The sequence below is a fragment of the Achromobacter sp. Root83 genome (assembly GCF_001428845.1).
In the GTDB taxonomy this organism is placed as follows: domain Bacteria; phylum Pseudomonadota; class Gammaproteobacteria; order Burkholderiales; family Burkholderiaceae_B; genus Achromobacter.
The window spans coordinates 654715-680168 of record NZ_LMIU01000022.1; the positions used below are offsets into that span (position 1 = coordinate 654715).

The following is a 25454-nucleotide window of genomic DNA, read 5'->3' on the forward strand; positions in this document are numbered from 1 at the left end:
CCGCGCAGCAATAATGGGCGATAATCCCGTGATGAACTGGAACTTCACCAAAATGCATGGCGCGGGCAACGATTTCGTCGTGCTCGACGGCGTCCGCCAGGCCATCGAAATGACGCCCGAGCGCGCCCGCGCCCTCGGCGACCGGCATTTCGGCATCGGCGCCGACCAGATCCTTCTGGTCGAGCGCGCCACGCGGCCGGATGCGGACTTCCGCTATCGCATCTTCAACGCCGACGGCTCCGAGGTCGAACACTGCGGCAACGGCGCGCGGTGCTTCGTGCGCTTCGTGCACGAACAAGGCCTGTCCGACCGCAACCCGCTGCGCGCCGAGATCGCCACCGGCATTCTCGTCCTGGACGAGGGCGACGACGAACAGGTCACCGTGGAAATGGGCAGCACCCGTTTCGATCCCGCCGCCCTGCCGTTCGACACCACCGGCCTGGCCTCGCGCACGCAGGGCCAGGACACGCTGTGGGACCTGGAGCTCGACGCGCCCGCCGGCCTGCCGCGCTCGGTCGCCGTGTCCGCCGTGGCCATCTCCAATCCGCACGCCGTGCAGGTGGTCGACGACGTCGACACCGCGCCCGTGTCCGTCCTGGGCCCCCTGATCGAAACCCATCCGCGCTTTCCGCGCCGGGTCAACGCCGGTTTCATGCAGATCGTCGACCGCCACAACATCCGCCTGCGCGTCTTTGAGCGCGGCGCGGGCGAGACACTCGCCTGCGGCACGGGCGCCTGCGCCGCGGTCGCGGCCGGCATCCGCCGCGGCCTGCTCGATTCCCCGGTGCGCGTGCAAGCGCGCGGCGGCGTGCTGACCGTCGCCTGGAACGGCGAACAACTACGGATGACCGGCCCCGCCGAATCCGTCTTCACGGGCCAGGTCGACATCGACAAGCTCGTCTTTTCCATGGCGCTGAACCGATAACCCTATGACCGATACCGCTTTCACCGCCCACGACATCGCTGGCTTCCTGCAAGAGAACCCCGACTTCTTCGATCAGCACGCCGACGTCTTCGCCACCCTGCAGGTGCCGCACCCGCATGGCTCGCGCGCCATTTCGCTGGGCGAACGCCAGATCCTCACGCTGCGCGAACGCAACCGCGAACTGGAATGGCGCCTGAACGAACTCGTGCGCAACGCCACCGCCAACGAAACCATCGGCTCGCACGTGGCCAAGTGGTGCTGCCGGATGCTGTCCGAATGCGACCCGCAACTGGTACCGGGCGAAATCGCGCTGGGCCTGGCCGAACAGTTCGACCTGAACCACGTCGCGCTGCGCCTGTGGGACCTGTCCGAGCTGCCCCCGCACGGCTATGGCGAGCCCGTCACGCAGGATGTGCGAACGTTCACCGACAGTCTGAAGGCGCCGTACTGCGGTACCGACACGGCCTTTGAAGCGGTCGCCTGGCTGGATGGCAAACCCAAGTCGCTGGCCCTGGTGCCCTTGCGGCTGGAAGCCGATGGCCCGGCGGTCGGCCTGCTGGTGCTGGGATCGGACGACGCCGAACGCTTCACGCCCGAAATGGGCACGACGTTCCTGGAGTCCGTCGGCCAATTGGCGTCGGCGGCACTGCACCGCCTGAACCCGGCCACGCCCAAGGCCTGACATGACCGAGCGGGCGGCCAAGGAGGACGCAATGCAGAACGCCGCGCAAGACCGCGATCCGCCCGACTCCCCCCTGCCCGATCCGATGCGCGCCTGGCTGCGCCATCTGGAAACCAACCGCCGCTACTCGCCCCACACGCTGGACGGCTACCGGCGGGAACTCCACTTCCTGCGCGAACTCGCCGACAAGGCCGGCTTGCCGCTGGACAAGCTCGCCAACGGCCATATCCGACAGTTCGTGGCGCGCCTGCACGCCCAGGGCCGCGGTCCGCGCAGCCTGGCGCGCACTCTGGCCGCCTGGCGCGGTTTCTACCAATGGTGGGCGCCGGCCGCCGATCTGGCCGGCAATCCCGTCGCGAACGTGCGTGCGCCCAAGGCGCCGCGCGGTCTGCCCAAGGCACTGTCGGTGGAGCAGACCCAGGCCTTGCTGGACCGCGCGCCCGCCCGCGTCGCCACGGAACCCGCCGCGCTGCGCGACCAGGCCATGTTCGAACTGCTCTATTCCAGCGGCCTGCGCCTGTCGGAACTGGTGGGACTGGACCTGCGCTACCAGCGGTCCGCGGATTACGAGTCGCGCGGCTGGCTGAGCCTGGACGAAGCCGAAGTGGTGGTGCTGGGCAAGGGCGGCAAGCGCCGCTCCGTGCCCGTGGGGCAGGAAGCGCTGGCGGCCCTGCGCAAGTGGATCGGCGCGCGCCCGCAACTGGCCCCGCCCGCGTCGCTGCCCGAAGATGCCGCCGCGCTGTTCCTGGGCGCGCGCGGACGCCGCATTTCCCCGCGCGTCGTTCAACTGCAATTGGCGCGCATCGCGCAAGAAGCCGGATTGCCCACGCATGTGCATCCGCACGTGCTGCGCCACAGCTTCGCCAGCCACGTCCTGCAATCCGCGCAGGATCTGCGCGCGGTCCAGGAAATGCTGGGCCACGCCAACATTTCGACCACCCAGATCTACACCCGGCTGGACTTCCAGCATCTGGCCAAGGCCTACGACCAGGCGCACCCGCGGGCCGGACGCAAGTCCTGAAGGCCGGGGACCTTTGACGCGGCTTCCTTCGTTACGCCGCTTCCCTTGTTGCGCAGCTTCCTGGTTGCGCAGCTCCCTTTTACGGCGAGCTCCCCGTTTACCGCACCGGCGCTAACCGCCCCCGGCCATCATGCCGCCCAGCAGCATCACGCCCAGCAACAGCACCGCGACCGACGCCAACGCTTCCACGGCGTAACGCAGAGGCGCCGCGCCCGCGCTGGAAAACCGGCGGCCCAGGCGCGTGGCCGCTTCGCCTGCCGCCACGGCCAGGCAGGCCAGTGCCGCCACCGTGAGGCCGGTGCCCAGTCCCATCGCCAGGGCCGACGCTACGCCGGCCAGGAAAAAGCCTTGCGACAGGGCGAACACGAGCACGATCACCGCGCCGCTGCACGGGCGCAGGCCCACCGCAAGAATGGCGGACCCGGCGCGGCGCCAGTTCAAGGGTCCGGCGACCTGCTCCGGCGCGGGCGCATGCGCGTGCCCGCATCCGCAATGGTCGTCATGGTGCGCATGGCCGTGCCAGGACGACGGCGCATGCACGGCGATCGCCCGCAGCGCCGCCGCGCCTTTCGGGGCGGGCGCGGTCGCGGCGGCACGCGGTGGGACGCCGCCGGAATGCCGCAACACGGGACGGACCGCCTTGATCCAGACAAGCCATGCGCCCAGCAGCGTCACCAGCCCGTACGAGGCCAGTTCCAGCCAGCGCGTGGCCTGGTTCATCGTCGCGGCCGTGGCGTTGAACACCATCGCCAGCACCGCCACCATCCCTATCGCCACCGCCGCCTGGATCAGCGCGGACGCCAGCGCCAGCAGCGCGCCATTGCGCGCGGTCTGGCGATTGGCCAGCACATACGAGGAAATCACGGCCTTGCCATGTCCGGGCCCCAGCGCATGGAAAATCCCATAGGCGAATGACAGGCCGATCAGCGTCCAGGCTGCACTGCCGTCCGCCTGCCAGGCGCGCACCGCGCCCGTCAACTGGCGGTAGAAATGCGATTGCCAGGCAGAGACCTGGCCGAAGAACCCCGCCAGCCAGCCCGGCCCGCCCGCGCCTGCCCCGCTTTCCGGCACGCCGAACGGATGCGCGCCCTGCGCGGCAGCCACGGACATCCACGCCATGGCGCTCAGCAACAACAGCAGGACCAACGGCCGCGTTAAAGACCGCGCTAAGGGCATCGCACCTCGATGCGATGCGTCAGTCCTTTGGTGATGGCGAATAGCTCGTCCGGCAATGCGTCCGGATCGGCCGGGATCGCGGCCAGTTGCTGCATGATGTTCCAATCCAGTTCCTTGGGCTTGCGGTAGGCGGCGGTGCAGGCCGCGCCCTGCGGGCCGGCGAGCGACACCGCGCCCTGCGCGTCAAAGGCGTAGGCCACGAAATAGGTAGGGTCGTAGATATCCACCTGCGCGCCATCCGCGCCCGGCGCGGCGGGTTCGGCCAGCGGCAGCGTGAATGAGAGCGTGAGGCGAGTGGTCTTCGGGTTCCAGTCGACGCGGGCATCGCGCGGCGCCGCGAAGGCAACCGTCTTGCCGTCGACGGTGACCCGCGTGAAGTAATGCGAGATCGGCTCGCCAAGCGCCTTCATCCAGTCCTGGGCCATGCCCTGCAGGGTATCGGCCGGCAGCGAACCGTCCTTGCCCTTCTTGAGACCCTGCGTGGCGTAGGCGCCGAACATCTCGTCGAACAGCCAGACCTGGCGCACCGCGGCGATGCGGTGCTGCGCGTCGATATCTATTGCCGCGCGGGCGTCGATCCACATGTGCGGGTGCGCGCTGGCGGCGCCCGCCGCCAGCAGTGCCGCCACGGCGGTCAGGGCTGCAAGGCCGCGGCAAGCTGACGTACGTTCCATTCAAACATTTCCAGATAGGTGGCGCCGGGCTGCCCAGGCTTGGACAGCGCATCGGAATAAAGCGTACCACCCACCTTTGCGCCGGTCTCGCGCGCAATCTGCTCGACCAGCCTGGGGCTGCTGATGTTCTCCACGAACACGGCCGGCACCCGGTCGCGCCGGACCTGCTCAATGATGCCAGCCACTTCGCCCGCCGACGGCTCCGCGTCCGTCGACACCCCCATCGCCGGAATGAAGGTCACGCCGTAGGCGTCGCCGAAGTAGCCGAAAGCATCGTGCGAGGTGACGACCTTGCGGCGCGCGGCCGGAATCGCGGCAAACGTCTTCCTGACGCTGGCGTCCAGCGATTCGAGCCGTTCGATATACGCCTTCGCGCGTAGCCGATAGGCCTGCGCGCGCGCCGGATCCGCAGCGGCTAGGCCCTCGGCCACGTTGCGCGCGTAGATCACGCCATTGGCCAGGCTCTGCCAGGCATGCGGATCGGCATCGCCATGATGGTGGCCGTCCTTATGGCCGTCGCCATGCTCGTGGTCGTGGTCGTGGTCATGGCCTTGCTCATTTCCGTGCCCGTGGCCGTGGTCACCGCTGTCGCCATGCCCCTCGCCCTCGTCGTCATGGCCGGCGAACTTGCGCGGCGCAACGCCTTGCGACGCCACCACGGTCTGGCCAGAGAAGCCCGATGACTTCACCAGCCTGGGCAGCCAGGCCTCGAATTCCAGACCATTCACGAACAGCACGCGCGCGGCTGCCAGCTTCTTCGCATCCCCCGGCGTGGGCTCGTAGGCATGCGCGTCGCCATCGGGCCCGACCAGCGTGGCCAGGCTGACGTCCGCGCCGCCGACTTCCCGCACGATGTCGCCCAGGATGGAAAAGCTGGCCGCCACTTTCAAGGGTTCGGCCGCGGGCGCGGCCCCCATCGCGGCCGACAGGCACAGGCCGGCCATGGCCAGCAATGCGCGGCGGCGCGCCGGCAGAATCGTACGCATAGCGAATCTCCTTATTGAAATCTCTCAGGCCCGGCGCACGCGGCGCGCGGCCCGCAGCAGTCCGCCTTGCGGACCGCCCACGATGGAAAACAGATAGCAGGCGCCGGCCGCCAGGATGATGGCCGGAGAGGCGGGCACGTCGAAGTGATAGGAAACCAGCAGGCCGGCCACCGACGCCGCCACGCCGAAACCCGCGGCAAGTGGAATCTGGCGGGCGGCCGAGCGCACCCAGAAGCGGGCGGCGGCGGCGGGCAGCATCATCATCCCCACCACCATCAGCGTGCCCAGCACCTGGAATCCGGCCACCAGGTTCACCACGACCAGCACCAGGAAGCCCATGTGCACCCACCCGCCCCGGCCGCCGCTCGCGCGCAAAAAGCCGGGGTCCAGGCATTCAGCCACCAGCAGGCGGTAGATCGCGGCCAGCACCAGCAGCGTCGCGCTGGCCGTGCCCGTCACCAGCAGCAGCGCCGCGTCGTCCAGCCCAAGCACCGTGCCGAACAGGACGTGCAGCAGGTCCATGTTGGAGCCGCGCAGCGACACCAGCAGCACGCCCAGCCCCAGCGAGATCAGGTAAAACGCCGCGAAGCTTGCGTCCTCGCGCAGCGGCGTGAGCCGGGCCACCAGCCCCGCCAGCATCGCCACCGCCAGACCGGTGGCGATGCCGCCCAGCATCATCGCGCCCAGCGACAGTCCCGCCAGCAGGAAGCCGGCGGCCACGCCGGGCAGGATGGCGTGGGACATCGCGTCGCCCATCAGGCTCATGCGCCGCAGCACCAGGAATACGCCCAGCGGCGCGGCGCCCAGCGATAGGGCGCTGGCCCCGGCCAGGGCGCGCCGCATGAAGCCATAATCCAGAAATGGCGAGACCACCCACTGCGCCAACGTCATATCCAGGACCTTGCGCGCCATTGCCGCGCCGCCCTCAGGTGCGCGTCGTCAAGGGTCTCGGCGGTATCGCCCCAGGCCACGACCGAGCCGGACAGGAGCAGGCATTCGGGAAAGTGGCCGCGCACCAGATCCAGGTCGTGCAGGACGGCAATCACGGTCCGCCCCTGGCCGTGCAGCCCGCAGAGCAATGCCATCAGTTCATCGGCCGTATCGCTGTCCACGGCGGCGAACGGCTCGTCCAGCAGCAGCACCGGCGCGTCCTGCACCAGCATGCGCGCGAACAGGGTGCGCTGCATCTGCCCGCCGGACAAGGTATCCACGCCGCGCCCCGCCGCGTCCGCCAGGCCCACGGTCTCCAGCGCATGCATGCAGCGGTCCAGTTCGCCGGCACCATACCCGCGCCATCCGCCCACGCGGCGCCACGCCCCCATGGCCACCAGGTCCATCACCGTCACGGGAAAGGACCTGTCCAGTTCGGCCGCCTGGGGCAGCCACGCCAGCGCCGACCGGCCGGCCCCGCCGATGCGCACACTGCCGGTCATGGGCCGCAGCACGCCCATGATGCCTTTGATCAGGGTCGACTTGCCGGCGCCGTTGGGCCCCACCACGGCCGTCATGCCACCGGCGGCGAAGGTCCCCGACACCGACTTGAGCGCCGCCTGCCCGTGCCAGCCGAAAGACGCGTCGGCAAGTTCGATGGCGATGGACGACGCGCTCATCGCGGCCACCAGTCCAGCGCCCAGCCCGTCAGCGCCCACAGCGCCGTCGCCGCGGCCAAGGCGTACGCCATGCGCCGCCAGGCGCAGACAAGAAAGGCGGAACGCGGCGGCGCTCGATGCCGCGCGGCGGCGCCGGGCCGCTGGGGCAGAAGCGTGAAATGAGACATGGCAAAGAAAGGCGGAAGCCGGAAACGATCGATATTATTATGTTATATCATAACTAAACTGGCCGGGCCGCAGGGCCATTTCCCGCGCAAGGAGGTTTTCTGCTACCTTCCCAGGCATCTCGCGCGCATCGCGCGCGTTTCCCATTCAGATAAAGCCCGCCATGTCCGCTCCACCCCGTGCACCCCGCAGCGACACCGTAGGCGCTCAGCTCAGCGTCGCCGAAACGCTGTGCGCGCAGCGCGGACGGCGCCTGACTCCCATCCGCCGCAAGGTCCTGGAGCTACTGCTGCGCCATGGCCGCAGCCTGAAGGCCTATGAATTGCTGGACGCCATGCGCGCCGTGCATCCCGGCGCCGCGCCCCCCACGGTGTACCGCGCGCTGGACTTCCTGATGGACGAGGGCCTGATCCACCGCCTGGATGCCGTCAACGCCTGGAGCGCCTGCCATGACGCCGGCGGCGCGCCCCACGATCTGCTGGTGGTCTGTACCGGCTGCGGCGCGGTGGCCGAAGTGTCCGATCCCGCCATGAGCCGGCAACTGGCCGAGCGCGTCGCGCAGACCGGCTACGCCCTGGCCACGCATGAAACCGAAATCCGCGCGCTGTGTCCCCAGTGCCAGCAAAAGCAGCCCGCCGACGCTAGCCATCAGCACCATCATCACTGAAGGCGCCCCCGCCTGGCGGATGCCATCCATCCCTTGGGCGCATCGATATTGACGAGGGATTGGACGCACGCCTCATTCACTGGGGCCAGGCCCTCCCTTGAAATCCGGCAAACCGCCCCAAAATAGTCATATCGCCGGATACTTGGCGGCGTACGGCCGCGATCTGGACGGCTATGCCCCCCGGGTTGGCCCGGGGTTTGCCCCCCGCCCTTGACTGTGCTGTAATCCTGCGTCCGGCCGCTATCGGCAGCCTTCGCAGCCTGTGGCAGACATCATCCGCCGGTGGTCGAAAACCCGGTTGAAAACCCGGCTGAAAACCCCCGTCATGGCCCTAGATTCACGCCTTGACTTCACGCTAGCAGCTTCGCCATGAACACCCCGCGCAGTTTGGACAAAATGGTTCCCGTCACCATCCTCACCGGCTTTCTCGGTGCGGGCAAGACCACCCTGCTCAAACGCATCCTGACCGAATTCCACGGCCGCCGCGTCGCGGTCATCGAAAACGAATTCGGACCGGAAAGCATCGACAACGACCTGCTGGTGCAGGACAGCGATGAAGAAATCATCGAACTGTCCAACGGCTGCGTCTGCTGCACGGTGCGTGGCGACCTGATGCGCACCCTGTCCGAACTCCGCGCCAAGCGCGAAGCCGGCCAACTGACTTTCGAACGCGTCATCCTTGAAACGACCGGCATGGCCAACCCTGGCCCCGTCTGCCAGACGTTCTTCATGGACGACGACATCGCCGAGTACTACCGCCTGGACGCGGTGGTCACGGTGGTCGATGCCAAGCACGGCATGTCCACGCTCGACGAACAGCCCGAAGCCCAGAAGCAGGTCGGTTTCGCCGACCGCATCCTGATCTCGAAGAAAGACCTGGTCAACGAAGTCGACTACGAAGCGCTGCGCCACCGCCTGGTTCACATGAACCCGCGCGCGCCGATCACCGCCGTCAATTTCGGCGAAGTCGACCTCAAGTCCATTATCGACATCAGCGGCTTCAACCTGAATTCCATTCTGGACATCGACCCGGAATTCCTGGCCGATGAGCACCCCGACGCCGCCCACAGCCATGCCCACGACCATGGGCATGACCACGGCCACGATCATGATCACGACCACGATCACGAAGGCGACTGCGGTGCGCACTGCAATCATGCCCATCAGCACCATCACCACCAGCACGACGACGAAATCGGCGCGTTCGTGTTCCGTTCCAACAAGCCGTTCGATCCCGCGCGCCTTGAGGAATTCCTGGGTGGCGTGGTGCAGGTCTATGGCCCCGACCTGATGCGCTACAAGGGCATCCTGTACATGAAGGGCATCAACCGCCGCATGTTGTTCCAGGGTGTGCACATGATGATGGGCGCCGAACCCGGCAAGCCGTGGACCGCGGCCGAAAAGCCGTCCACCAAGATGGTATTCATTGGACGTAAGCTGCCCCAGGAGATTTTCACCCGGGGCTTGGAGCAGTGCCTGGCGGGGTAATCCCCCTTCCTGCGTGACGCGATGCGACGAAGGCAGTACTGTGAGGTACGAATAGCGTAGGCAACAAGTAACACGGACCGGGAATGGACGCCCGCGCCAGGATCGATTCATAGTGGAGTGTTTACATGGCTACCAAGGCAGCAACCAAAAAATCAAGTAAGTCGACGAGCGATACGGCGATTGATCTGCCCAGCGAGAAGGAATTGCTGGCCATGCCCGAGTCCGACTATATGAACGAACGCCAACTGGCTTTCTTCAAGGAACGGCTCAAACAACTCGAACAGGACATCCTGGCCAACGCCGGCGAAACCACCGAGCACCTGCGCGAAACGCAGTTCGTGCCCGACCCCGCCGACCGCGCCACGATCGAGGAAGAACACGCCCTGGAACTGCGCACCCGCGACCGCGAGCGCAAGCTGCTCAAGAAGGTGCAGCAGTCCATCGCCCGCATCGACAGCGGCGAATACGGCTGGTGTGAAGAAACCGGCGAACCCATCGGGGTTCCGCGCCTGCTGGCCCGTCCCACGGCCACCCTGTCGCTCGAAGCGCAGGAACGCCGTGAAATGCGCCAGAAGCTCTACGGCGACTGATCCGTCCCGCATTCGCTCCGCCCCTGAGGGGCCATGCTGCTTGCCAGCATGGCCTTTTTTATCGTCCGAAAGTACTAATTCCTTGATTTCTCCGCGACCGCCCCCAGCTAATCTTCTCAAAGGAAGGAACGCATGGAACAATTTCACGCCACCACCATCGTGTGTGTGCGCCGCGGTAACCGCGTCGCGCTCGGCGGCGATGGCCAGGTCACCCTGGGCAACATCGTCGTCAAGGGCACGGCCCGCAAGATCCGCCGGCTATACCACGACAAGATCCTGGCCGGCTTCGCCGGCGCCACGGCCGACGCATTCACGCTGCAGGAACGCTTCGAGGCCAAGCTGGAAAAGCACCAGGGCAACCTGATGCGCGCGGCGGTCGAACTGACCCGCGACTGGCGCACCGACCGCGTCCTGCGCCGCCTGGAAGCCATGCTGATCGTCGCGGACACCGAACACACGCTGGTGCTCACCGGCAACGGCGACGTGCTGGAACCCGAACACGGCCTGGCGGCCATCGGATCCGGCGGCGCCTATGCCCAATCGGCCGCGCTGGCATTGCTGCGCAACACCGATCTGTCGCCCGAGACCGTCGTCAAGCAATCGCTTGAGATCGCCGGCGACCTCTGCATCTATACCAACCAGAACCACGTCATCGAAACGCTGGGCGACTGACGCCTGCCCCGCGGCGCCCCTGGCGCCGCAGCGCCCCCCCAGCCCGCCCTAGCTTCAAGGATCCGCCCTCATGTCCGCATCCAACATGACGCCCGGAGAGATCGTCTCCGAACTCGACAAGTACATCGTCGGCCAGGACCGCGCCAAGCGCGCGGTTGCCGTGGCGCTGCGCAACCGCTGGCGCCGCCAGCAGGTCGCCGAGCCCCTGCGCCACGAAATCCATCCCAAGAACATCCTCATGATCGGCCCGACCGGCGTCGGCAAGACCGAGATCGCGCGCCGCCTGGCCAAGCTGGCCAACGCGCCGTTCATCAAGATCGAAGCCACCAAGTTCACCGAAGTGGGTTACGTCGGCCGCGACGTGGATACCATCATCCGCGACCTGACCGAATACTCGATCAAGCAGACCCGGGAACTGGAAATGCGCCGCGTGCGCACCCAGGCCGAAGACGCAGCCGAAGACCGCATCCTGGACGCCCTGGTCCCGCCCGCGCGCGGCGCCTCCGGCGAGCCGGAACGCGGCGAAGACAACAGCGCCCGCCAGACCTTCCGCAAGCGCCTGCGCGAAGGCAAGATCGACGACCTGGAAATCGAGATCGAGGTCGCCCAGGCCGCGCCGCAAATGGACGTCATGACGCCCCCCGGCATGGAAGAAATGGCCGAACAGCTCCGCGGCATGTTCGCGGGCATGGCCCGCGACAAGAAAAAGCCCAAGAAGATGAAGGTCCGCGAAGCCTTCAAGCTCATCGTCGACGAAGAAGCCGCCAAGCGCGTCAACGAAGAAGACCTGCGCACCGTGGCCATCAATAACGTCGAGCAGAACGGCATCGTCTTCCTGGACGAAATCGACAAGATCGCCGCCCGCCAGGAATCCGGCGGGGCCGACGTGTCGCGCCAGGGCGTGCAGCGCGACCTGCTGCCGCTGGTCGAGGGAACCACCGTCAACACGCGCTACGGCATGGTCCGCACCGACCACATCCTGTTCATCGCCTCCGGTGCGTTCCACCTGTCGCGCCCCTCGGACCTGATCCCCGAACTGCAAGGCCGCTTCCCGATCCGCGTCGAACTCGAATCGCTGACCGCCGAAGACTTCGTTCGCATCCTGTCCGATACGGATGCCTCGCTGACCAAGCAGTACACGGCGCTGATGGCCACCGAGGACGTGCAACTGGAATTCACGGAAGAAGGCGTGCGCCGCCTGGCTGAGCTGGCTTTCGACGTCAATGAAACCACCGAGAACATCGGCGCCCGCCGCCTGTACACGGTGATGGAGAAGCTGCTGGACGAGCTGTCTTTCGACGCCACGTCCAGCCAGGCCAAGAGCGTGAAGATCGACGCTGCCTACGTCAATTCCCAGTTGGCGGAGGCCGCCAGCAGCCAGGACCTGGCGCGCTACGTGCTGTAAGCGCCGCGCCAGACGGGCTTCGGCCTGAAATCAAAAACCCCGCCGCAAGTCATTGCGTCGGGGTTTTTTTACGCCGGCGCCACCCGAACGGATTGGCTCCAAAAGGCACGGCGCGGCGGATTTTCGGGCCTTGGGCGGCCTCAGTTGCTGATTGCGGTCACCACGTACTTCCCATCCTTGCGGGTGGCGGTGAAATGCACCTTGTCCCCGGCCTTGATGTTGGCCAGCAGAGCGGGGGCCGCCTGATACACCAACGACATGGCCGGCAGGTCCAGCGCCTTGATGGCGTCGTGCTTGATCGTGACCTTGCCCGCGGCGGGATCCACCCGCCGCACTTCGCCCGTGGCGTCGGCCTGCTGCGCGAACGCGATGGGCGCGGCCAGCGACACGACAGCCATCGCGGTGGCGACGGCCATGGGTATTGCATACTTGCGGCTAAAAGCCATATGGGTAACCTCCCAGTGCAACGGAAGCCGCGGCGGGACCAAACCCAGCCTGCTTCCTACAGTGCTAGGATACTGCGCGAATGCAACAGTTTCCCTGCGAGTACGCAACAATCCTGACGGTTGTTTGCGGACTGCCCCGTCCCGCACGCGTGAACTTACCGCCGGACGCAAACCCCTAACGTCTTCTCACCGAATCAGGATTTTCCTCATGGCCAACCGCTTATCCGTCATTGCCACCCGCACCGGAGACGACGGCACCACCGGCCTCGGGGACGGATCGCGCCTGCCGAAGGACGCGCCCCGCGTCGCGGCCCTGGGCGAGGTGGACGAATTGAACAGCGTCGTCGGCCTGTTGCTGACCGAAGCCCTGCCCCCAGAGATGGCCGCCGACCTGCTGGCCATCCAGCACGACCTTTTCGACATGGGCGCCGAGCTCTGCATCCCGGGCCATGTCGCGCTGAAAGAAGAGCAGATCGCCCGCCTGGACGCGCGCTTGGCGCATTACAACGCCGCACTGCCTCCACTGCGGGAATTCATCCTGCCCGGGGGCTCGCGGCCCGCCGCGCTGGCGCACATGGCGCGCACGGTATGCCGGCGCGCTGAACGCGCGGTGGTGGGACTGGCGCGGGTGGATAGCGTCAATGCGCCGGTCAGGCAGTACTTGAACCGGCTGTCGGATCTGATGTTCGTGCTGGCGCGCTGTATCAACCAGCATGCGGGCCAGAAAGACACCTTCTGGGCCGGCGCGCAGGCGCGCCGGTAGCACGCCTTGCGTATGATCGGCGCAATTGGGTCCACCGGGTTGCACGTGGCGCCTGTCGCCAGCGGGGCGTATCGTGCCAACACCGGCACCGGTTGCGGCAAGCCCGGCAAGACTTAGCGGAAACGGCGTGAAAATCCTACTGTTTGGCAAGACCGGCCAACTCGGCCAGGAACTGCAACGCGCATTGCTCCCGGTCGGCGACGTCACGCCGCTGGGACGCGGCGACGTGGACCTGCGCGACCGGGATGCCTTGCTGGACGCCCTGTCGATCCACCGGCCCGACGTCATTGTGAATGCCGCCGCCTATACGGCCGTCGACCAGGCCGAGACCGATCGGCAGACGGCCACCCAGGTCAATGCAGAGGCGGTGTCGGCCATGGCGCGGTACGCCCGCGACTCGCGCGCCCTGCTCGTTCACTATTCGACCGACTACGTCTTCGACGGCGCGCTGCATCGGCCCTATACCGAGACCGATGTGCCCAATCCGCGCAATCTGTACGGGGTCACCAAGCTGGCGGGCGAATCGGCCGTCCTGGCCAGCGCCTGCGAGGCGCTGGTGTTCCGCTGCGGCTGGATGTATGCGCCGCAAGGCCGGAACTTTCCCAACACCATCCTGCGCCTGGCGCAGACCCGCTCCAGCCTGGACGTGGTCTCGGATCAGCACGGCTCGCCCACCTCCGCGGGCCTGGTCGCCGACGTGACCGCGCTGGCGATCTCGCGCCGCCGTCAGCAGTCGCTGGCGCCGGGCATCTATCATCTGGCCGCCGGGGGTTACACGAACTGGCATGCGTTCGCCCGCTACCTCGTGGCGGGCGCCATCGCGCGAGGGGCCTCGCTGGCCCTGTCGCCCGACCGGATTCGCGCCATCGCGTCCAAGGATTACGCGGCCGCGGCGAAACGGCCCCACAATTCAATGCTGGACACCACGCGTCTCGGCCACGCGCTGGGACGCGAATTTTCGCCGTGGACTGAGGACGTGGACGGATTTCTGGATCAACTTTTCGAACGCGGAGACGACGCATGTTGCGCCTAGGCATGGTGGTGGATGGGGTATCTCAATGAAAGCCCTGCCGCTCGCGCTACCCGAGGTGCTGATCCTGGAGCCCAGCGTCCGGACCGATGACCGGGGATTCTTCTTCGAGAGCTTCAACGAGGCCGCGTTCGAAGCCGCTGTCGGATCACCGCGCCGCTTCGTGCAGGACAACCATTCGCGATCAGCCAAGGGCGTCTTGCGAGGGCTGCACTATCAGGTCCGGCAAACCCAGGGCAAGCTCGTGCGTGTATGCGCCGGCGAGATCTTCGATGTGGCGGTGGACATGCGCCGCGCGTCGCCCACCTTCGGACGATGGGTCGCGGCGGTGCTCAGCTCGGACAACAAGCGCCAGATGTGGATACCCGAAGGCTACGCGCATGGATTCCTGGCGCTGTCCGAATCGGCCGAGGTCCTGTACAAGACAACGGACTACTACGCGCCGCAACACGAGCGGTGCGTGCGCTGGGACGATCCGGATCTGGGGATCGCGTGGCCATGCGGGCAGGACGCGCCTTTGCTCTCCGCCAAGGACCAGAACGGCGCCCGGCTACGCGACGCGGAAAGCTGCTGACGCCGGGCCGCTGACCCCGCGCTGCCGACCCCGGGCCGTCAGGCCCGGCGCCCGCCAAGACTCAATTCACCCCAGCCGCGTGCGCCTGTTCGTCCGCATGGTACGAAGACCGCACCATCGCCCCGACCGCCGCGTGCGAGAACCCCATCGCATAGGCTTCGCGTTCAAACATCGCGAACGTATCCGGGTGCACATAGCGCAGCACCGGCAGGTGATGTTCCGACGGCTGCAGGTACTGGCCGATCGTCAACATATCCACGTTGTGCTCGCGCATGTCGCGCATCACCTGCAGGATTTCCTCGTCCGTCTCGCCCAGGCCCAGCATCAGGCCCGACTTGGTGGGCACTTCCGGGTGCAGCTTCTTGAACTCGGACAGCAGCTTCAGCGAATGCAGGTAGTCCGAACCCGGGCGTGCCTGCTTGTACAGGCGCGGCACGGTTTCCAGATTGTGGTTCATCACGTCTGGCGGACCGGCGTTCAGGATGGTCAGCGCGCGATCCAGGCGGCCTCGGAAGTCGGGCACCAGCACCTCGATGCGGGTAGTGGGCGACAATTCGCGGATATGGGTGATGCAGTCGACGAAATGGCCCGCCCCGCCGTCGCGCAGGTCATCGCGGTCCACTGAGGTGATCACCACGTAGGACAGCTTCATCGCGGCGATGGTGCGCGCCAGGTTCTCGGGCTCTTTGGTGTCGAGGGGGTCAGGACGGCCGTGACCCACATCACAGAACGGGCAACGGCGGGTGCATTTGTCGCCCATGATCATGAACGTGGCCGTGCCCTTGCCGAAGCATTCGCCGATGTTGGGGCAGGACGCTTCCTCGCAGACGGTATGCAGGTTGTGCTCGCGCAGAATGCGCTTGATGTCGTAGAAGCGCGAGCCGGGCGCGGCGGCCTTCACGCGGATCCACTCAGGCTTCTTCAGGCGCTCCGCGGGAATGATCTTGATGGGGATACGCGCCGTCTTGGCCTGCGATTTCTGCTTTTGCGTCGGATCGTAGGCCACGTCCGCGGGCGCGGCGGCGGATTCGTTCGAGGGAACAGGAGACTCGGCGAGCGTAGACATGGGGCACCTTCATGACCGGCGCGCAAGACGGCCAGTTTGGGACAAAAACGGCATTTTACCCTCCGCAAGCAGATCCGCCCATCCGCTGGGTTATCGTCTTGCCTGACGAATCCGCAGACTTTCCCATGCCTTCCCTGCCCCCGCTACGCCCCATCGCCCTCATTGCGCCGCGGATGGATGCCGCGCCCGCCTCCCGCGCCGTGCAAACCTGCGCGGAACGCCTGGCTCCTGCCGGGTATTACCTGGCCGCCGGCCCCTGGCAAGACGTCCAGATGCTGCCCCAGCTAGCCGCGCTGCGCCCGGCCGCCGCGCTGGTGATCGGCCCGCTCGACGACCCCGCCCTGCGGGCCGCCCTGGCGGCCCTGGAGATACCGGTGGTGGAAACCTGGAGCGCATCCAACCGGCCGCTGGACAGCGCCGTCGTGATCGACAACGAGGAAGCGGGACGGGCAGCCGCCCGCCACCTGGCGGAAAAGCGGCACGCGCTGGTGGCCTGCATCAGCACGGACAACCCCTGGGAACGCGCCCGGCGCGTAGGCTTCGTGAGCAGCGCTTCCGCACTGGGGCTGGAACAGGTCGCGGACATCGTGCAGCCCGAGGCGCAGAACATGAACGACGGCCGCATGGCTTTCCTGCGCCTGTTGGCCACCAATACGATCTTCGACGCCGTTTTCTGCACCTCGGATCTGCTGGCGGCAGCCGCGGTGTCCGAAGCGCATAACCGCGATCTGCATGTGCCGCAGGACTTGGCGGTGCTGGGTTTCACGGACGACGGCAGCGCGGCGCAGTGGGCGCAGGGTCTTACCACCCTGGGCGCAGACGCCGCCGAGCTCGGCCGCCGCGCCGCCCAGCTTCTGCTGGATCGTCTACAGGGAGAATTGGGCGCCGGTCAGCGGCAAACCCTGGAGGTCGCCTTCGAGGCCCGGCTCAGCACCTAGCGCAGCCGTGGCGCAGGCCGGCTGGGCCAGCAGGCGCGGCGGGCCAGCCCATGTGGCCCGCGTCGCCGCGTCGGCGTTGCCGGGGCGGGCTGGGTGCCGGTCAGGCTTCGTACAGCGCCGGAAAGCCGCACTCTTGCAGCATGCCGTTGGCTTCTTTCAGGAACGCAGGCGTGGACGTCTCGGGCACGCGGACCAGCCACTGCACGGCCTCCTCTTTCTTGCCGCGCAGCAAAAGCAGCCGGCCCAGATGGAACATGCCGCGGAAATCGCCCCCTTCGGCGCAGCGCTGGTAGCAGTCGAACGCGCGGTCCATGTCCTGGGGCACGATATCGCCCGCTTCATAAAAGCGCCCAACCACGCCGATGGACTTCACGTGGCCGGTATGCGCGGCCTGTTGGTACAGGGCCAGCGCGGCGGCCAGGTTCTGCGTGACGCCGCCCCGGCCGTTGCGCAGCATATGGGCGTAGTTATACATGCCCCAATCCAGTCCGCCATCGGCGGCCAGACGGAACCAATAGGCCGCGACGGTATCGTCAGCCGGTACGCCCCAGCCGTTCTCGTAGCAGCGTCCCACCATGTTGACCGCCATCAGGTGGTCGGCATTGGCCGCGCGCCTGAACCACGCCAGTCCTTCTTCCGGCTGCCGTTCGACGCCCACGCCGTCCAGCAGCATCTGCCCGTAGATGGTCTGCGCCTCGACCAGACCCAGTTCGGCCGCGGCCCGTATCCAGGCGGCGTAGTCCTCGGGCGGTCCCGACTCGCGCAGGCGGGCCAGCTGTTCGGGCGTGGTCGCGGCGACATCGGCCGCGGTGTAGGTCTTCAAGTCGTGCTCCTTCGGTGCCAGGCATGCGCCAGGTTCAGCGCCAGCGCATCGCCCGCTTCCGTGGGCGTGCACTGCACGCCGCAGGCCGCCATGTCGACGGTGCGCAGCCCTTCGTAGCCACAGGGGTTGATGCCCAGGAACGGCGCCAGATCCATCGCCACGTTCAGCGACACCCCATGGTAGGCCCTTCCGTTGCGTATCTTGATGCCCAGCGCGGCGATCTTGGCCAGTTCGCCGCCATCGGGGCCGGGCACGTAGACGCCCGGCGCGCCGGCCTTGCGGCAGGCGCCCGCCACGCCCATCTGTTCCAGCGTGTCGATGATGGCGGCTTCAAGCAGGGAAACGAATTCCTTCACGTACATGTCGGCGCGGCGCAGATCGAACAGCGCATACGCCATGACCTGCCCGGGTCCGTGGTACGTGACCTGCCCGCCTCGGTCGCATTGGACGATGGGAATGCCGCCGGCATCGAGCACGTGCTGCGGCAGGCCCGCCTGGCCCAGCGTGTAGACGGGCGCATGTTCGCACAGCCAGATTTCGTCGGGCGTCTGCGCGCCGCGCAGGGCGGTGTAGGCCTGCATGTCCTGCCAGACCGCCAGGTAATCCGCCGGCCGCGCGAGCCATTTGATCACAGCCGTCTTGCCTTACAGGACGATGGACACCATCGGATGGCCATGCAGCGCCTGGTAGAGCGCATCCAGCTGTTCGCGGGACGTGGCGCGCACGGTGAAGGTCAGGCCCATGTAGTTGCCGCCCTTGCTGGGGCGCATCTCAACCGTCGCGGCGTCGAACCCCGGGTCGAACCGCAGCACGACTTCGGTCAGCGTCTGCGCAAACTCGGGATGCTGCTTGCCCATGACCTTGATGGGGAAGTCGCTGGGATATTCGATCAAAGAATCTTCGGGCGGAATATGCATGATGTGCCTAAAAAGAGTTGCCCCTGAATGTTCTTATATGGGGGCAAGCGGCGCGCTGGCAAGTACCGCTGGCGGCCGCGGGCGGCGCTTGCGGCCGCCCGGCGCCGGATTACAGCGCGGCGATGCGGGCATCATAACCCGCACGCAATTGTTCAAAAACAGGGCCGGGTTTGCCCGAACCGACGGGTTTTCCGTCCAGGGAGACGATCGCAAGCACCTCCTTGGTAGCGGACGACAGCATCAGTTCGTCGGCCTCTTCCACTTCCTGCTGCGAGATCCGCCGGGCTTCGAACGGGATGCCCGCCTCGGCGGCCAGTTCGCCCATCAGACCGTAGCGGATGCCTTCGAGGATCAGGTTGTTCTTGGGCGGCGCCAGCAGCTTGCCACCCGACACCACCCAGATATTGGTGGACGAGCCTTCAGTCAGATAGCCGTCGCGGAACTGCACGACTTCGTCCGCGTTCGCGTCGACCGCCTGCTGCTTGGCCAGCACGTTGCCCAGCAGGGATACCGACTTGATCTCGCAGTGCAGCCAGCGCTCGTCGGGAATGCTGATCGCGGTCAGGCCCTGGGTACGCTGCGCGGCGGGCGGCGGCGACCAGGGCGAGATCATGCCGAACACCGTGGGCGCAACCGGCGTGGCCGGGAACTGGTGGTCGCGCTTGGCCACGCCGCGCGTCACCTGCAGGTAGACGATGCAGGTGTCCAGATTGGAACGCGACAGCAACTGCTGTATCAGGTCGATCCAGCCGGCGCGGTCGAACGGCTGCCCGATCCGCAAGGCGGCCAGGCTGCGGTCCAGGCGGTTGAGGTGTTCGGCCATGCGGAACGCATTGCCCTGGTACACGGGGACGACTTCGTAGATGCCGTCGCCGAAAATAAACCCGCGGTCGAGGACGGAGATCTTGGCCTCGTCCACGCGCAGAAACTCGCCATTGAGATACACCTGGCTTTCGCCCGGCACGCCCGGAATCATGAGGCACTCCTGAGAATTGAGAAATTGCCCCGCCGCGCACGCATTGCGTGCTGGCCGTCCCCAAAGGGACATTTTCGCTTGGGACGGCCCGGCGTAGAAAAGGATAGGGACGGGCCGCAAGGCCCGCCCCCTGAATGCAAAGCGGGCGTTTCGCGCACGAAACGCCCGCTGCTAGCTTACACCCGCTGGCGCGCCAGCGGCATGCCTGCTTACTGGAACCAGCGCTTGACGGTGTCGACCATGCGCCCGAAGAAGCCGGCGCGCTCCACCGCGTCCTGGACCACCAGCGGTTCGGTGCGCAGCACCTTGCCGTCCAGCGTGAACTGCAGCGTGCCGACCTGCTGGCCCTTGGCCAGCGGAGCGATCAGCGGATCGGTCCGTTGCGCCACGGGCTTGAGTTCGCCGGCCTTGCCGCGCGGCACCGCGATGGACACCGGGTTGGGCGGGCCCAGCTTGACGTTTTCGGCGGTGCCTTCCCACACGCGGGCATCGATGCCGGGCTGGCTCTTGTCGAAGAGCTTCACGGTGTCGAAGTTCTGGAAGCTCCAGTTCAGCAGCTTCAGGCTTTCTTCGGCGCGCGTGGCTTCGCTGTCCGTGCCCACCACGACCACCAGGATCCGGCGGTCGCCGCGCACCGCGGTCGACACCAGGCAGTAGCCGGCCGAATCGGTGTGGCCGGTCTTCATGCCGTCCACCGAGGGATCGGACCACAGCAGGCGGTTGCGGTTGGGCTGCGTGATCTTGTTGTAGGTGTAGCTCTTCTGCTTGTAGTAGTGGAAGAAGTCCGGATGGTCCGTGATCAGATGGGCGGACACCGTGGCCAGGTCGCGCGTGGACGTCATGTGCTGAGGATCCGGCAGACCGGTGGCGTTCATGAAGTGCGTGTTCTTCATGCCCAGGCGGTCGGCCTCCTGGTTCATCAGCGAGGCGAAGGCGGCTTCGCTGCCGCCCACGGCTTCGGCCAGCGCCACGGACGCGTCATTGCCCGACTGCACGATCATGCCCTGGTTCAATTCGTCGACCGTGACCGGCTTGCGCGGTTCGATGAACATGCGCGAACCGCCGGTGCGCCAGGCGTGCTCGGACACGGGCACCGTCTGCTCCAGCGTCAGGCGCTTTTCTTCCAGCGCGTTGAACACGACATAGGCCGTCATGATCTTGGTCAGCGAGGCCGGCTCGACCTTCGTGTCGGGGTTGGAGGCGGCCAGCGTCTGGCCGCTGTTCACGTCGATAACGATCCACGCCTTGGCCGCGATGGTGGGCGCCGGCACGGCCGACACATCACCGACAGGCACCGCGCCCGAGGCCGTCGGCGCCGGCGCCGGCGCCGCGGCGCCGGTCGCGGCGGGTGCGGCGGCGGGGGCCTGCTGCGCCCAGGCCGGCATCGAAGCGGCAAGCATCGCGGACAGCACCGCGCCTGACACCAGGCGGCGGGTAAAGACAACGGGGGAGTGAGCGGAGTAAGGCAAATTCTTCATCGGCAACGTGGGTCCAGGAATGACGCCCGCCGGGGCGGGGCAAGTGGCTGACAATTATAGGCAGTCGATCAGACTCGTCTGCCCCGCGCGGGGTTCCCCGGGTGCTTAAAACATGCAACCTGATGCAACCTGCGGCCCCGCCGCGGCGCGGACTCAGTCCAGCGCCACCTTCAGGCGCGCCTGCACCAGTTGGCGCAACACGAGCAGCTTTCCGTGGAAAAAGTGCGATGCGCCAGGCACCACCACCACCGGAATCGAGCGCGGGCGCGCCCAATCCATGGCCTCGGACAGCGGCACGACCTCGTCTTCTTCGCCATGCACCATCAGTGTGTCGTCAGGCACCTGCACTTCGTGCGACTGGAAGCGGTTCACGGCCGGCCCCATCAGCATCAGGGCCGCGGGCAGCACCGTGTCGCCCTGTTCCGCCAGCGCCGCGTAGGTTTGCGCGGCAACGGCGGTGCCAAAGGAAAAGCCCGATAACACCCATGGCGCCTGGGCCAGCTCGGGGTGCAGTTCGCGCATCTGCGCCACGACGGCCAGCATGTCCTGGGTTTCCCCCACGGACTTATCGAACACCCCTTCCGACTGGCCGACGCCACGGAAGTTGGGCCGCACCGCCACCAGGCCGTGCTGCACGCACGCGCGCGACAACGTGGTGACCACCTTGTTCTCGCGCGCGCCGCCCTGCAGCGGATGCGGATGCAGCACCAGGGCCCAGCCCCGCGGCGTGCCGCCAGGCCAGTCGATGGCGCAATCGATGCGGCCGGCGGCGCCGACGAATGCGTGGGTTTCAGTGCGTGCAGACATGGCGTGACTCGGCGTGCGAAAAGGGAATGATGTTAACCGCCCGGCCTGGCGGTGGGCGCGGCGGCGGACCGCAAGGTAGCGGCCAGCCATTGCGCCAATTGGTCGGCGGCCTCGTCGCTGGCCTGGCGCAATGCCGTCACGCCGCCCCCGGCATCCAGGGTCGGCGCGGGCGCCTGCACCAGAATGCGCTTCTGATCCACCACCGAGCGGCCGCTCAGCAGCACCGCCTGCAACAGGATGCGCCCCTGGCTGGACTGGCCGTCCTCGGAGAACACCTGCTCGAACTGCGTGAGGGACACCTGCAACTGAGGGGTCTGCAGGTTGACGCGGTCATTCAGCACGGGCCCCTGGCGCGACAGGCGGTCGGCGATGCGCTGGCGCACCAATTCGGCGGGCGAGGAGGCCCAGCGATAGGTCGCGTAGGACTTCGGCGCGGCGCTGTCGCCCACTCGCCAGATCATGCTGGTATCGGACAGGGAGGGCACGGCCTGGAACGTCAGCGCGATCGGCTCGCGCGCCGGCAAGGCGGGCACCGGCCGGGCGTCCAGGCCCAAGTCGAATACGGTGGGCGGCGCGGCAACACGGCCTATGCCGCAGCCCGCCAGGGCCAGGCTCAGGGCCAGGGGCAGAATCAGGATGGCGCTGCGGATCTTCATTTTGACTGTCTCCCGAATCCGGCAAAGCCGGGTTCGCCGGGTCCGGGCGCGACGGGCGCGGGGCCGAACAGGAAAGATTGCGGCGTGCTGTCGACACGGCGCAGGGTAACGGCCGCGCCGCGCGCGGCCGCGTTGACGCTGGTCGCCATGCTGGTGATCGCCGGCAGGGTCTCGCCATCCAGCCGCGCGGCGGCCAGGGCGATATCGTTGAGGCTGCGCGTGGCGACGGCCAAGGGGCCGTCGGGCGCATTCAGCCGCGCCAGCGACTGGCGGGCCTGCTGGGCCAGATCGGCGATCTCGCGCGCGGCGCGGTCCGCTTGGCGCGACGTGCTGCCCAGCGACTCCACAAGAGGCCCCAGCTTTTTGAAGGTGGGACCCAGGTCGCGGCTGGCTTCCTTCAGTGACTGCGTGATGTCGGTGGCGTTCTGCAGGCTGGCCGTCAGCGCCTGCACGTTCTGGTCGCTCAGCACGCGCCGCAACTGCTCGGTGGCGACCTCGACATTGGAGATCAGCTTGTCGCCTCGCTGCTCGATGCGGTCGAGAAAGCCGGGGCGCAATGGAATGGCGGCGGGATGCTCGGCCGACGACACCAGGCGCTTGAGCGACGTGCCGTCGTCGCGCAGGTCGACATTGGCCATCCCGGTCACACCCTGCACACCCAGTTCGGCCCAGGTCGATTCGGTGATCGGCGTGTTCGGCGCCACGCCGATGCGGATGCGCACCTGGCCGGGCTTGTTCGGATTCAGCGCGAGCGACTGCACGCGGCCCACGGGCACGCCCTGGTAGCGCACGGCCGATTGCGGATTCAGACCGGTAACGGCCGTGGCCGAGATGATTTCGTAAGGCAGTAGCTGGGTCCGGTCGCGGCCGATCCAGATAGCCGTCAATGCCGCGGCGGCCAGCAGGACCAGCGTGAAGATGCCTGCCATGAGCGCATGACTACGGTTTTCCATGATGCGTTCCCTTCGGTGCCAGATCGCCCAGCGCGCGCAGACCGCGTTCGCCCAGGAAGAATGTGTGAATGAACGGGTGATCCACCTTCAAGACTTCAGGCACCGTGTCGCAAATGATCACCCGCTTGTCTGCCAGCACGGCGACACGCGTGGCCAGCGCCAGCAGCGTGTCCAGATCGTGCGTCACCATGACGACGGTAAAGCCCAGCTGCCGGTGCAGGCTGCGCACCAGGTCCACGAATTCATCGGACCGCAAGGGATCCAGGCCGGCCGTGGGTTCATCCAGGAACAGCAGTTCCGGGTCCAGCGACAGCGCGCGGGCCAGGGCCACGCGCTTGACCATCCCGCCGGACAGGTCCGAGGGGCGCTTGTCCGCGTCGCGCGAAGACAGGCCCACCATGGCCAGCCGGCACATGACGACGTCGCGCACCAGGTCTTCGGGCACCGAGCGCAATTCCCGCAAGGGCAGCGCCACATTGTCGAACACCGACAGCGCCGAGAACAGCGCGCCCGCCTGGAACAGCATGCCCCAGCGGTATGACAGGCGGCGCCGTTCTCCCGCTGTCAGTTCGGACAGCGTATGTCCCAGCACTTTCACCGAGCCCGCCGCGGGCACGTCCAGCCCGATGATCTGCCGCAGCAGCACGGTCTTGCCCGTGCCCGAGCCCCCTACCAGCACCAGGATCTCGCCCGGAAAGACGGTCAGGTCCAGGTTCTCGTGCACGACGTGGTCGCCGAACGCGGTGCGCAGGCCGCGCACGGTGATGACGGGTTCGACGGTGACGCCGTCTTCGGTGAATAGCCGGTTCTGGGTGGCGCTGTTCATCAGATGCCCACCGTGCTGAAGATCACGGCGTAAACCGCGTCCAGCAGGATCACGCCGGTGATGGACGTCACCACCGACGTGGTGGTGCCGCGCCCAAGGCTTTCGGTGTTGGGCTGGATGCGCAGGCCGAAATGGCAGGCGATCAGCGCGATCAGGATGCCGAACGTCACGCCCTTCATCATGCCGATCCAGTAGTTGGTCAGCGAAATGGCGTCGGGCAGCGATTGCAGGAACCATTGCGCCGACACGCCAAGCTGCGCCTGCGCCGCCAGCATGCCGCCCAGGAGGGCCATGGCGCTGGTCCACAGCACCAGCAGCGGCATGGTCACGGCAAGCGCCACCACGCGCGGCAGGATCAGCCGCTGCCCGTGCGAAATGCCCATGACCAGCATCGCGTCCAGTTCCTGCGTGACCCGCATCACGCCGATCTGCGCGGTGATGGCCGAACCGGACCGGCCCGCCACCAGGATGGCCGCCAGCACCGGGCCCAGCTCGCGCACGATCGACACGCCCAGCAGGCGCACGATGAAGCGGTCGGCGCCGATCATCTGGAGTTGCTGCGCCGACAAATAGGACAGCACCACGCCGATCAGGAAGCCCACCAGCGCGGTAATGCCCAGCGCCTGCGCGCCGGTGCGGTACACCTGCGCGGAAATCTCGCGCCACGGCCCCAGCCTGGGCCGGCGCAGCAGGGCGCCCACATCCAGGATCAACTGGCCAAGCATGATGAGCAGGGCCCGGCCATTTTCCGCCGCGCGAAAAATGGCGCTGCCCACGGCACGCACCCACCCCAGGGTCTCCGCCTTGGGAGGCGCGGCCTGGGTCTCGCCCTTGTTCATCGCCAATGCGTTGAAAACGTCCTGCTGCCCGGCCGCCCAGCGTACCCGTTCGGGCAGTTTTTCGCCCCAGGCGTGCCAGATGAGCAGCGCACCTATCGTGTCCAGCCGGCTGATGCCATGCAGATCCCACCGGGCGCCGTCCTTGGACGCGCGCGCCAGCGCCGACCGCCTGCGTTCGACCTCGCCCGCCTGGGCCAGCGCCAGGACGCTCCAATCGCCGCCCACATGGCACACCCCGCCTTCGTGGCGGAAAGGCGCGGCGGCGGTCGCAACTGAAGCGGAATGCGGCATGACGTCGGGA

Annotated in this window: 29 protein-coding genes; 12 read left to right on the top strand and 17 right to left on the bottom strand. The window is 67.1% G+C overall.

Going from position 1 to position 25454, the window contains the following annotated elements:
• Window positions 1–13 precede the first annotated feature (13 nt).
• Genes dapF through xerC form a run of 3 tightly spaced genes read left to right on the top strand, consistent with a single transcriptional unit; the run spans window position 14 to window position 2628 of the window.
• Window positions 14–925, top strand: a complete 912-nt coding sequence (dapF, locus tag ASE30_RS18815) for a diaminopimelate epimerase (RefSeq protein ID WP_057285775.1) — start codon at window positions 14–16, stop codon at window positions 923–925.
• A gap of 4 nt (window positions 926–929) precedes the next feature.
• Entirely contained in the window at window positions 930–1607 is a 678-nt protein-coding gene (locus ASE30_RS18820) for a DUF484 family protein (protein ID WP_057285776.1), read from the top strand.
• A 31-nt stretch (window positions 1608–1638) separates the two neighbouring features.
• Window positions 1639–2628: a tyrosine recombinase XerC gene (xerC, locus tag ASE30_RS18825; protein ID WP_057285943.1), complete on the top strand. Its 990-nt coding sequence runs from the start codon at window positions 1639–1641 to the stop codon at window positions 2626–2628.
• 111 nt (window positions 2629–2739) lie between these two features.
• Here the strand turns inward: xerC and ASE30_RS18830 are convergent, their stop codons facing one another.
• The 5 genes from ASE30_RS18830 to ASE30_RS18850 are packed head-to-tail and all read right to left on the bottom strand — an operon-like array spanning window position 2740 to window position 7074.
• On the bottom strand, window positions 2740–3747 hold the full coding sequence (locus tag ASE30_RS18830) for a nickel/cobalt transporter (protein ID WP_235515286.1): 1008 nt from the start codon (window positions 3745–3747) through the stop codon (window positions 2740–2742).
• A gap of 47 nt (window positions 3748–3794) precedes the next feature.
• A complete protein-coding gene (locus ASE30_RS18835; protein ID WP_057285778.1) occupies window positions 3795–4478 on the bottom strand; it encodes a DUF1007 family protein in 684 nt (227 codons plus the stop codon).
• Window positions 4439–5464: a metal ABC transporter substrate-binding protein gene (locus ASE30_RS18840; RefSeq protein WP_057285779.1), complete on the bottom strand. Its 1026-nt coding sequence runs from the start codon at window positions 5462–5464 to the stop codon at window positions 4439–4441. Before ASE30_RS18840 ends, ASE30_RS18835 begins: the two co-directional genes overlap by 40 nt.
• A 24-nt stretch (window positions 5465–5488) precedes the next feature.
• Window positions 5489–6355, bottom strand: a complete 867-nt coding sequence (locus ASE30_RS18845) for a metal ABC transporter permease (RefSeq protein WP_057285944.1) — start codon at window positions 6353–6355, stop codon at window positions 5489–5491.
• Complete coding sequence (locus ASE30_RS18850; protein ID WP_057285945.1) at window positions 6352–7074, bottom strand: metal ABC transporter ATP-binding protein; 723 nt, start codon at window positions 7072–7074, stop codon at window positions 6352–6354. Before ASE30_RS18850 ends, ASE30_RS18845 begins: the two co-directional genes overlap by 4 nt.
• A 328-nt stretch (window positions 7075–7402) precedes the next feature.
• On the opposite strand from ASE30_RS18850, the gene ASE30_RS18855 reads away from it, so the two are divergent.
• The 5 genes from ASE30_RS18855 to hslU all read left to right on the top strand — a co-directional run bounded on the left by ASE30_RS18855 (window position 7403) and on the right by hslU (window position 12061).
• Complete coding sequence (locus ASE30_RS18855; protein WP_057285780.1) at window positions 7403–7906, top strand: Fur family transcriptional regulator; 504 nt, start codon at window positions 7403–7405, stop codon at window positions 7904–7906.
• A 369-nt stretch (window positions 7907–8275) separates the two neighbouring features.
• Window positions 8276–9394 (top strand): GTP-binding protein, encoded by a 1119-nt coding sequence (locus ASE30_RS18860; protein WP_057285781.1) that lies wholly within the window; start codon window positions 8276–8278, stop codon window positions 9392–9394.
• A 125-nt stretch (window positions 9395–9519) separates the two neighbouring features.
• Window positions 9520–9984, top strand: a complete 465-nt coding sequence (dksA, locus tag ASE30_RS18865; protein ID WP_006216410.1) for an RNA polymerase-binding protein DksA — start codon at window positions 9520–9522, stop codon at window positions 9982–9984.
• Between the two features lie 132 nt (window positions 9985–10116).
• Window positions 10117–10656 (top strand): ATP-dependent protease subunit HslV, encoded by a 540-nt coding sequence (hslV, locus tag ASE30_RS18870; protein WP_006224835.1) that lies wholly within the window; start codon window positions 10117–10119, stop codon window positions 10654–10656.
• A gap of 70 nt (window positions 10657–10726) precedes the next feature.
• On the top strand, window positions 10727–12061 hold the full coding sequence (gene hslU / locus ASE30_RS18875; RefSeq protein WP_057285782.1) for an ATP-dependent protease ATPase subunit HslU: 1335 nt from the start codon (window positions 10727–10729) through the stop codon (window positions 12059–12061).
• A gap of 140 nt (window positions 12062–12201) precedes the next feature.
• Here the strand turns inward: hslU and ASE30_RS18880 are convergent, their stop codons facing one another.
• On the bottom strand, window positions 12202–12507 hold the full coding sequence (locus ASE30_RS18880) for a copper-binding protein (protein ID WP_057285783.1): 306 nt from the start codon (window positions 12505–12507) through the stop codon (window positions 12202–12204).
• A gap of 208 nt (window positions 12508–12715) precedes the next feature.
• On the opposite strand from ASE30_RS18880, the gene ASE30_RS18885 reads away from it, so the two are divergent.
• The 3 genes from ASE30_RS18885 to rfbC all read left to right on the top strand — a co-directional run bounded on the left by ASE30_RS18885 (window position 12716) and on the right by rfbC (window position 14874).
• A complete protein-coding gene (locus ASE30_RS18885; protein WP_057285784.1) occupies window positions 12716–13270 on the top strand; it encodes a cob(I)yrinic acid a,c-diamide adenosyltransferase in 555 nt (184 codons plus the stop codon).
• A 127-nt stretch (window positions 13271–13397) separates the two neighbouring features.
• Window positions 13398–14303, top strand: coding sequence for a dTDP-4-dehydrorhamnose reductase (gene rfbD / locus ASE30_RS18890; protein WP_057285785.1), 906 nt, complete (start codon window positions 13398–13400; stop codon window positions 14301–14303).
• A gap of 25 nt (window positions 14304–14328) precedes the next feature.
• Window positions 14329–14874 carry a dTDP-4-dehydrorhamnose 3,5-epimerase gene (gene rfbC / locus ASE30_RS18895; protein ID WP_057285786.1) on the top strand — a complete coding sequence of 182 codons (546 nt, stop codon included), beginning with the start codon at window positions 14329–14331 and terminating at the stop codon, window positions 14872–14874.
• 61 nt (window positions 14875–14935) lie between these two features.
• Here the strand turns inward: rfbC and lipA are convergent, their stop codons facing one another.
• Window positions 14936–15940, bottom strand: coding sequence for a lipoyl synthase (gene lipA, locus ASE30_RS18900; protein WP_057285787.1), 1005 nt, complete (start codon window positions 15938–15940; stop codon window positions 14936–14938).
• Between the two features lie 125 nt (window positions 15941–16065).
• Here lipA and ASE30_RS18905 point away from each other — a divergent pair, with 125 nt between their 5' ends.
• Window positions 16066–16878, top strand: a complete 813-nt coding sequence (locus tag ASE30_RS18905; RefSeq protein WP_057285946.1) for a substrate-binding domain-containing protein — start codon at window positions 16066–16068, stop codon at window positions 16876–16878.
• Window positions 16879–16978: 100 nt separating this feature from the next.
• On the opposite strand, the gene ASE30_RS18910 is transcribed toward ASE30_RS18905, so the two are convergent.
• The 10 genes from ASE30_RS18910 to ASE30_RS18955 all read right to left on the bottom strand — a co-directional run bounded on the left by ASE30_RS18910 (window position 16979) and on the right by ASE30_RS18955 (window position 25444).
• Entirely contained in the window at window positions 16979–17701 is a 723-nt protein-coding gene (locus tag ASE30_RS18910; RefSeq protein WP_057285788.1) for a tetratricopeptide repeat protein, read from the bottom strand.
• On the bottom strand, window positions 17698–18333 hold the full coding sequence (gene lipB, locus ASE30_RS18915) for a lipoyl(octanoyl) transferase LipB (RefSeq protein ID WP_057285789.1): 636 nt from the start codon (window positions 18331–18333) through the stop codon (window positions 17698–17700). Before lipB ends, ASE30_RS18910 begins: the two co-directional genes overlap by 4 nt.
• 12 nt (window positions 18334–18345) lie before the next feature.
• A complete protein-coding gene (locus ASE30_RS18920) occupies window positions 18346–18618 on the bottom strand; it encodes a YbeD family protein (RefSeq protein ID WP_057285790.1) in 273 nt (90 codons plus the stop codon).
• A 109-nt stretch (window positions 18619–18727) separates the two neighbouring features.
• A complete protein-coding gene (locus ASE30_RS18925) occupies window positions 18728–19594 on the bottom strand; it encodes a D-amino acid aminotransferase (RefSeq protein WP_057285791.1) in 867 nt (288 codons plus the stop codon).
• 209 nt (window positions 19595–19803) lie between these two features.
• Window positions 19804–21072 carry a D-alanyl-D-alanine carboxypeptidase family protein gene (locus ASE30_RS18930; protein ID WP_156407700.1) on the bottom strand — a complete coding sequence of 423 codons (1269 nt, stop codon included), beginning with the start codon at window positions 21070–21072 and terminating at the stop codon, window positions 19804–19806.
• A 153-nt stretch (window positions 21073–21225) separates the two neighbouring features.
• Window positions 21226–21879, bottom strand: coding sequence for an alpha/beta hydrolase (locus ASE30_RS18935; RefSeq protein ID WP_057285793.1), 654 nt, complete (start codon window positions 21877–21879; stop codon window positions 21226–21228).
• A gap of 32 nt (window positions 21880–21911) precedes the next feature.
• Entirely contained in the window at window positions 21912–22535 is a 624-nt protein-coding gene (locus ASE30_RS18940) for an ABC-type transport auxiliary lipoprotein family protein (RefSeq protein WP_057285794.1), read from the bottom strand.
• Entirely contained in the window at window positions 22532–23488 is a 957-nt protein-coding gene (locus ASE30_RS18945) for an MlaD family protein (protein ID WP_057285795.1), read from the bottom strand. The genes ASE30_RS18940 and ASE30_RS18945 overlap by 4 nt, the downstream gene beginning before the upstream one ends.
• Window positions 23475–24314 (bottom strand): ABC transporter ATP-binding protein, encoded by an 840-nt coding sequence (locus ASE30_RS18950; protein WP_057285796.1) that lies wholly within the window; start codon window positions 24312–24314, stop codon window positions 23475–23477. The genes ASE30_RS18945 and ASE30_RS18950 overlap by 14 nt, the downstream gene beginning before the upstream one ends.
• Window positions 24314–25444 (bottom strand): ABC transporter permease, encoded by a 1131-nt coding sequence (locus ASE30_RS18955; protein WP_057285947.1) that lies wholly within the window; start codon window positions 25442–25444, stop codon window positions 24314–24316. Before ASE30_RS18955 ends, ASE30_RS18950 begins: the two co-directional genes overlap by 1 nt.
• Window positions 25445–25454: the final 10 nt, after the last annotated feature.